This is a genomic window from Streptomyces sp. SID5785 (genome assembly GCF_009870065.1).
Lineage (GTDB): Bacteria > Actinomycetota > Actinomycetes > Streptomycetales > Streptomycetaceae > Streptomyces.
Map to the genome: position 1 here is coordinate 1 of NZ_WWIA01000987.1, position 6,366 is coordinate 6,366.

Sequence of the window (6,366 nt, forward strand, 5' to 3'; positions counted from 1 at the left end):
TTCCTGATCTTGAGGGTCAGACCCCGGCGGGTGTTGGTAGCACCCTGCCGGGGTTGTTTGTTGTCGCGAACCTAGAGCGCCGCGACCCTCCGCCGCAAGCCGATCACGGAAAGTCATCGCGGACGGCATCGGGGGAGGGTGGGTGGTGGGTCGAGACCCGTCCACCCATTCCACTGAAGGCAGGGCTCGCGTCCCGAAGCTCGGCGCTCAGGCGGTGCGATCGGCGCAGGCGTGCGCCAGAAATGCGGTCCAGGCGGGGCCAGTTGCGGCGAAGCTCGGGCTCTGGGGGCCGAGCTTCGAGTCGCGGAGGTGGATGCGGTGGGGGGTGCGGGCAGCTTCGACGCAGTTGCCGCCCTGACTGTCGCTGTGGCTGGACTTGTGCCAGTCCAGGGCGGCTTCGATGCAGTCGCCTCCCTGGCTGTCGCTATAGCTGGACTTGAACCACATCAGGTGCGTGCTCACAGCTCCTGAGCCACCTTTCCGATGAACTCGGCCGACTCCTCGACGCTAAGCGCGTGTGTGCGGATCATGCCATGCGTCCGAGTAAGCACACTGACCTTGGCCGGGTCCGTATACAGGGCGCCCGTCTCCGGCCCCTCCACATACGCGTGGTGCTCGTGATCGGGGCTCTCCAGCAGAACAAGGGAACCGTTGAGGGCCACCCCACACGCACGCCCCGTAGGCAGCACCTGAATCGAGACATGATGCAACCGCCCTAGGTCCAGGATGTGTTGGAGCTGCTCACGCATCGCCCCTGCACCTCCCACAGCAGTGCGCAGTGCCGCCTCGTACACCACAAAGCCGTACATGGCGCCAGTACGGGCGATCATCGCTTCCTGCCGCTTGAGCCGGCCGACGATGCGCTCCTCGACGGTCTCGTCGTCAAGGGGCGGGGAGCTGGCACTGATGAGAGCGTGCGCGTACTCCCGCGTCTGAAGCTGCCCTGGAATGAGGAGCGGCTGGTACGAGAAGGAGGCGATCGCTTCCTTCTCGATCTCCATGAACTCCTGGGAACGCTGCGGGTGCGGCTCCGGCTTGAGGTACTCCTGCGCCGCGACGATCTTCCCGCCCGCCCGGCACAGCTGGTCCGCGATCTGGAGGAGGTGGGTCGTGGGGCGGCGACGGCCGTTCTCCATCGACTTCACGTACTCGTAGCCGTACCCGGCCTCGTCGGCCAGAGTCTCGCGGGCGACACCGGCCTCGGTGCGCCAGAGCTTGATCTGACTGCCGCAATAGCGCCACGCAGGATTCGTCACCGGGTCCACGAGGGGTACAACTACCCGCTGTACCCCTGTGGTTACTCCCCCGGCCGCGGCTCGGGCGGAACCGTGGTGCGCATGCACAGCGAACCGCCCACGAGGCTTCCGCAGGACATCGAGTGGCGCATGCCACGGCGCGCACGGAGCGTGGGGAGGGCGCGCTCGCTGTTCCGGGAACAGGCCGCGTCGTGGGGGCTGGAGAAGGAGGTGATCGAGACGGCGGAGCTGCTGCTCAGCGAGCTGATGACGAACGCGTACCTGCACGCCCGGGTCCCGGCCGGCCGCGAGATCTGGGCCCGGGCGGTGCTCTCCGAGGGCCGGCTCCGGGTCCAGGTGACGGATGCGAGTGAGGTGCTTCCGGCGCCCGTGTCGCCCGGACCTGCGCCGGTCGACGCCGAGTCGGGGCGCGGACTGGCGCTCGTGGCCATGCTGGCGGACGCGTGGGGCGCGCAGCGGCGGGAACCCGGCGTGGGCAAGGTGGTGTGGTTCGAGATGAAGGCCGGAGAGGAGACGCCTGCGCAAGGGCGCCCGGACGTCAGCCGGTCAGGGCCGTCGTGAACTCCGCGCGGTGGTCCGTCAGCCAGGTCTGGAGGCGGTCCCAGCGGGGCCAGCCGCCGCGCTCCTCGTGGATGCGGGTGAAGTGCGGGTCTCCCGCGGCCAGGCGGGCGGCGACGAAGGCGCGGCAGACCGCCGTGGTGTCCTCGATCGTGGCGGGGAGCGCGGCGCGGTCGGCGGGGCTGCCGAGGCCGTACGCGTCGGCGAGGACGGTGAGGCGGCGCGGGACGTCGAGGTGCGGCGGGTAGGAGTGCGCCGCGGCGTGCGGGTCGAGCATGGGGATCCAGTAGCGGGCGGTCATCGCGAGGTCCCACACCGGGCGGCCCGGGGCCGCGAGGTCGAAGTCGATGAGGGCGGCGGCCCGGCCGTCGCGGAAGACGACGTTCTCGGGGCAGACGTCGTTGTGGCACAGGACCGGGCCGCCCTCGGGGTCGGCCATGTCCCGCGGCCAGTCCGCGTCCCGGGCTGCGGCGTCGAGTGCGGACGCGTCGTGCAGACGGCGCAGCAGGGCGCCCACCGAGCGGAGCGACGCGTCGGTCATGGCCCAGGCGGGGAAGGGCGGCAGGGCCACGTCGCCGGGGACGTACGTGAGCCGCTCCCGGCCGGTGGCCGGGTCGTGGGCGACGGGCAGCGGCGCCCCGTCGAAGCCCCGCGCGCGCAGCGCCCGCAACCGGGCGTGGAGTGCGGGGGCGTGCGCCGGGGCAGGGCGGTCGACCGCCCTGCCGGTGCGGAAGACCGCGCCCGCGTTGGCGAGGCCGCCGGGAAGCGGTTCCGGGGTGGTCACACCAGGCGGCGGGCCGTCGCCCAGCGGGTCAGTTCGTGGCGGTTGGAGAGCTGGAGTTTGCGCAGGACCGCCGAGACGTGGGACTCGACCGTCTTGACCGAGATGAAGAGCTGCTTCGCGATCTCCTTGTACGCGTAGCCGCGGGCGATGAGGCGCAGGACCTCGCGCTCGCGCTGGGTGAGGCGGTCCAGGTCCTCGTCGACCGGTGGGGCGTCCGTCGAGGCGAAGGCGTCGAGGACGAAGCCCGCGAGGCGCGGCGAGAAGACGGCGTCGCCCTCCTGGACCCGGAAGACGGAGTTGACCAGGTCGGTGCCGGTGATGGTCTTGGTGACGTAGCCGCGGGCGCCGCCGCGGATCACGCCGATCACGTCCTCCGCCGCGTCCGACACCGACAGGGCCAGGAAGCGGACGGGGTTGTCCGGGTCGGACATCAACGCGGCGCTGCGGCGCAGGACTTCGACGCCGCCGCCGCCCGGCAGATGGACGTCGAGCAGGACGACCTCGGGGCGGGTCGCGGTGATGACGGTGACCGCCTGGTCGACGTCGGCGGCCTCGCCGACGACCTCGACGCCGGTCTCCTCGGTGCGGCCGATCTCGGCCTGGACGCCGGTGCGGAACATGCGGTGGTCGTCGACGAGGACCACCCGCACGTGCCGTCCCGGGCCGGTCTCCTCGGTGGTCGCTGTCGGTTCCGTCATGACGTCCTCGTCCTCTCCGGCCTTGTCGTCGAGCCCGCTCACCGGGTGCTCCTCATGGTCAGTTCGACCTCCGTGCCGCCGTCCGGGACCGCCCGCAGCCGGGCCGTCCCGCCGTTGCGCTCCATCCGGCCGATGATCGATTCTCTTACGCCCATGCGGTCGGCGGGGATGGAGTCGAGGTCGAATCCGGGCCCGCGGTCCCGTACGGACACGAACACCTCGATCCCCGCGTCCGTCGTCTCCACCTCCGCGAAGACCTGGACGGCCCCGCCCTCGCCACCGTACTTGGCGGCGTTCACCATCGCTTCCCGCGCGGCCTGCATCTGCGCGCCGAACGCCTCGTCGAGCGGGCAGTCGCCGACGACCACGACCTCGAGCGGGACGCCGTGCTTGTCCTCGACCTCCGCCGCGTTGCGCTTGACGGCCTCGGCGACCGTCTCGGGCTCCTGCGGGTTCTCCGCGGCGGCCGGTTTGTAGAGCCAGGCCCGCAGGTCGCGCTCCTGGGCGCGGGCGAGGCGGCGGACCTCGTTCGCGTTGTCCGCGTTGCGCTGGATCAGGGTGAGGGTGTGCAGGACGGAGTCGTGGACGTGGGCGGCGACCTCGGCGCGCTCCTGGGCCCGGATGCGCATGAGGCGCTCCTCGGACAGGTCCTGGGTCATGCGGATCAGGTAGGGGCCCGCGAGGAGGGCCACGCCGACCAGGACCGCGAGGGCGGCCTGGAGGATCGAGCCGAGGTGCTCGGTGGCTCCCTGCGTGACGAACATGCCGGTGACCCCGGTGCCGACGAGCAGCACACCGGCCGCGGCGCGCGCCAGGTTCAGGGTGCGCCGGCGGCGGCCCGCCTCCATCCAGCGGGCGCGGCGCGCGTTGTCCGCCTGCCGCCAGACCAGGGCGACACCCGCGGCGACGAGCACCGTGGGCACCACGTACGCCTTGGTGTTGCCCGTCAGGTTCACGTTCTGCACGAAGATCATCGCGACGATGACCATGAGGACGAGGGCGAGGATCTGCCCCTTGTCGGGGCGGCGCGCGACGAGCCTGCGGCGTCCGTCGGGGGACGTCTCGGTGGTCAGCACGGACGGCCGGTCGCCGCCGACCCCGCCGACGCCGAGCGGCACGAAGAACCAGAACGCCGCGTAGAGCAGCGCCCCGAGCCCGTCCGCCATGAACAGGCCGACGAAGACGAGCCGGACCCAGACCACCGGCAGCCCGAGATGCCCGGCGAGACCCCGCGCGACTCCGCCCAGCCAGCGACCGTCGCTGCTGCGGTAGAGCTTGCGCGGCGGCCGCGGTTCTTCGGTGAGGGGGGCGGTCGCTGCTTCCGGCATGCCACCGATCGTCACACGCGGACCCGGCCCGTGGCATCAGGGTCGGCCCCTGGGACTCCCCTGATCTCCGCGCCCGGCTCAGGGACGATCTCAGGGTCCGTCCAGGGTTGTCCCGGCTGCCCCGCGCGTCCCGGGACCGGCACCATGGACGCATGACGGAGGAAACCCGGGACCCGACGGTCCCCGACGGCGGGCGGCACGCGCTCCGCTTCCGCCGCGACCGGCGGTACAAGACGCTGGGCGGCGTCTGCGCGGGCCTCGGCCGGCAGTGCGACATGGACCCGGTGATCTTCCGGATCGTGCTGTCCGTGCTCTCCGTGACCGGCGGCGTGGGCCTCATCTTCTACGGCTTCGCCTGGCTCTTCGTCCCGTACGAGGACGAGGAGGAGAACGAGTTCCGCAAACTGCTGACCGGGCGCGTCGACGGTCCGGGGCTCGCCGCCATCGTCACGGCGCTGGTCGGCTGCGGCGTGTTCCTGACGATGCTGAACAACGGCGGGGTGTTCACCTTCGCCGCCGTCCTCGCCCTGCTGCTCGCGGGCGCCGGTTACTGGTCGCAGCAGCGGCGCACCGCCGCGCCCGACCCGGTCGCGGCGCAGGCCGTGGCCGACGCGCCGCCGGAGGCACAGGCGCCGCCGGTCGCCGGGGCGCGGTCCTGGTGGCGCGACCCGATCGTGAAGGACGGCACGCACGACGGTGCCACCGGGTACTTCTGGGGGCCGCCGGGCAGCGAGGACCTCGTGCCCGGTCCGGCGGCGGGCCCGTCGCCCGCACCCGCCGCCGGGCAGCCCCGGTACGCGGGGGCCCGCGGCCCCTCCACGAAGCGGCCCCCGGCACCGCCCGTGCCGCGCGGGCCGCGGGGCATCGGCGGCCGGGTGTTCCTCGCCGCGCTGCTCGCCGCGGGGCTCGGCACCGGGCTGACCTGGGACGACCACACCCTGTCCGGAAGTCTGCAGATCGGGCTGGCCTGCGCGCTCGCCGTGTTCGGGCTCGGGATCGCGCTCAGCGCGTTCCTCGGCCGGATCGGGGCCGGATCGATCGTGCTCGCGGTGCTCACGGCCGGGCTGCTCACGGCGTCGGCCGCGCTGCCCGCCGACATCACCACCGAGTGGGCCCGCAAGACGTGGACCCCGGCGAGCGCCGCCCAGGTGGAGCCGCGCTACCAGCTGGGTTCGGGCAGCGGCACCCTCGATCTGTCCGGCGTGGACGTGGCGGGCGGCGACTCACTGTCGACACACGTCGAGGTGGGCGCCGGGAGGATGAGGCTCGTGGTGCCCGCGGACGAGAAGGTCGAGCTGCGGCTCCAGGTCGGGGTCGGTGCGGTGCGGCTGCCGGACGACCGGTCCGGGGACGTCGACGTGCGGCCCGGGGTGGACGACCGGGTGGCCCTGCCCGCGGCGCACGGCAGCGAGGACGTCGGCACGCTGGAGATCCACGTCGAGGTCGGGCTCGGACAGGTGGAGGTGTCCCGTGCGGCATGAGTTCTTTCCGGGGCGGCTGCTGGCCGGGATCGTCCTGATGGTGGCGGCGGGGATGTACCTCGCCGATGCGGGAGGAGTCTGGACGGCTCCCTGGTGGGTCGCCGTCCCTGTGGTGTGCGGGGGGTTGGTGGTGGCCGGGAGTGTGGGGGCCCTCGCGCAGCTGGTGCGGGTGCGCAGGCGGCGCCGTCGGGGCGACTGACCCGTTGCCGGGGGCGCGTGGTCCGTGGCCGGTCGCGCCCCGCGGCGGAGCCGCTGATGTCA

At 72.8% G+C, this 6,366-nt stretch carries 8 protein-coding genes; 3 read left to right on the forward strand and 5 right to left on the reverse strand.

Annotated elements, in window-relative coordinates:
* Positions 1 to 207: 207 nt before the first annotated feature.
* Together GTW43_RS32245 and GTW43_RS32250 are read right to left on the reverse strand one after the other, a co-directional pair.
* Positions 208 to 462, reverse strand: a complete 255-nt coding sequence (locus tag GTW43_RS32245) for a DUF397 domain-containing protein (RefSeq protein WP_161305514.1) — start codon at positions 460 to 462, stop codon at positions 208 to 210.
* Positions 459 to 1,265 carry a helix-turn-helix transcriptional regulator gene (locus GTW43_RS32250; protein ID WP_343246181.1) on the reverse strand — a complete coding sequence of 269 codons (807 nt, stop codon included), beginning with the start codon at positions 1,263 to 1,265 and terminating at the stop codon, positions 459 to 461. The genes GTW43_RS32245 and GTW43_RS32250 overlap by 4 nt, the downstream gene beginning before the upstream one ends.
* Before the next feature lie 72 nt (positions 1,266 to 1,337).
* Here GTW43_RS32250 and GTW43_RS32255 point away from each other — a divergent pair, with 72 nt between their 5' ends.
* Positions 1,338 to 1,817 (forward strand): ATP-binding protein, encoded by a 480-nt coding sequence (locus tag GTW43_RS32255; protein WP_161305515.1) that lies wholly within the window; start codon positions 1,338 to 1,340, stop codon positions 1,815 to 1,817.
* On the opposite strand, the gene GTW43_RS32260 is transcribed toward GTW43_RS32255, so the two are convergent.
* From GTW43_RS32260 to GTW43_RS32270, 3 genes are read right to left on the reverse strand one after another with little or no spacing between them, the layout of a single operon-like run.
* Positions 1,795 to 2,598 (reverse strand): phosphotransferase, encoded by an 804-nt coding sequence (locus tag GTW43_RS32260; RefSeq protein WP_161305516.1) that lies wholly within the window; start codon positions 2,596 to 2,598, stop codon positions 1,795 to 1,797. The two genes, GTW43_RS32255 and GTW43_RS32260, sit on opposite strands and share 23 nt — an antisense overlap.
* Complete coding sequence (locus GTW43_RS32265) at positions 2,595 to 3,296, reverse strand: response regulator transcription factor (RefSeq protein ID WP_161305520.1); 702 nt, start codon at positions 3,294 to 3,296, stop codon at positions 2,595 to 2,597. The genes GTW43_RS32260 and GTW43_RS32265 overlap by 4 nt, the downstream gene beginning before the upstream one ends.
* Positions 3,297 to 3,334: 38 nt before the next feature.
* The gene (locus GTW43_RS32270) at positions 3,335 to 4,624 is read right to left on the reverse strand and encodes an ATP-binding protein (protein ID WP_161305517.1); all 1,290 of its coding nucleotides are present in this window, start codon (positions 4,622 to 4,624) and stop codon (positions 3,335 to 3,337) included.
* 152 nt (positions 4,625 to 4,776) lie between these two features.
* Here GTW43_RS32270 and GTW43_RS32275 point away from each other — a divergent pair, with 152 nt between their 5' ends.
* Positions 4,777 to 6,105 (forward strand): PspC domain-containing protein, encoded by a 1,329-nt coding sequence (locus GTW43_RS32275; protein ID WP_161305518.1) that lies wholly within the window; start codon positions 4,777 to 4,779, stop codon positions 6,103 to 6,105.
* Positions 6,095 to 6,304, forward strand: a complete 210-nt coding sequence (locus GTW43_RS37755) for a hypothetical protein (protein WP_202502223.1) — start codon at positions 6,095 to 6,097, stop codon at positions 6,302 to 6,304. The genes GTW43_RS32275 and GTW43_RS37755 overlap by 11 nt, the downstream gene beginning before the upstream one ends.
* Positions 6,305 to 6,366: the final 62 nt, after the last annotated feature.

Coding starts and splice junctions, on each gene's coding strand:
- GTW43_RS32270 (WP_161305517.1), bottom strand. CDS start 4,624: ATGCCGGAAGCAGCGACCGCCCCCCTCACCGAAGAACCGCGGCCGCCG.
- GTW43_RS32265 (WP_161305520.1), bottom strand. CDS start 3,296: ATGACGGAACCGACAGCGACCACCGAGGAGACCGGCCCGGGACGGCAC.
- GTW43_RS32255 (WP_161305515.1), top strand. CDS start 1,338: ATGCACAGCGAACCGCCCACGAGGCTTCCGCAGGACATCGAGTGGCGC.
- GTW43_RS32275 (WP_161305518.1), top strand. CDS start 4,777: ATGACGGAGGAAACCCGGGACCCGACGGTCCCCGACGGCGGGCGGCAC.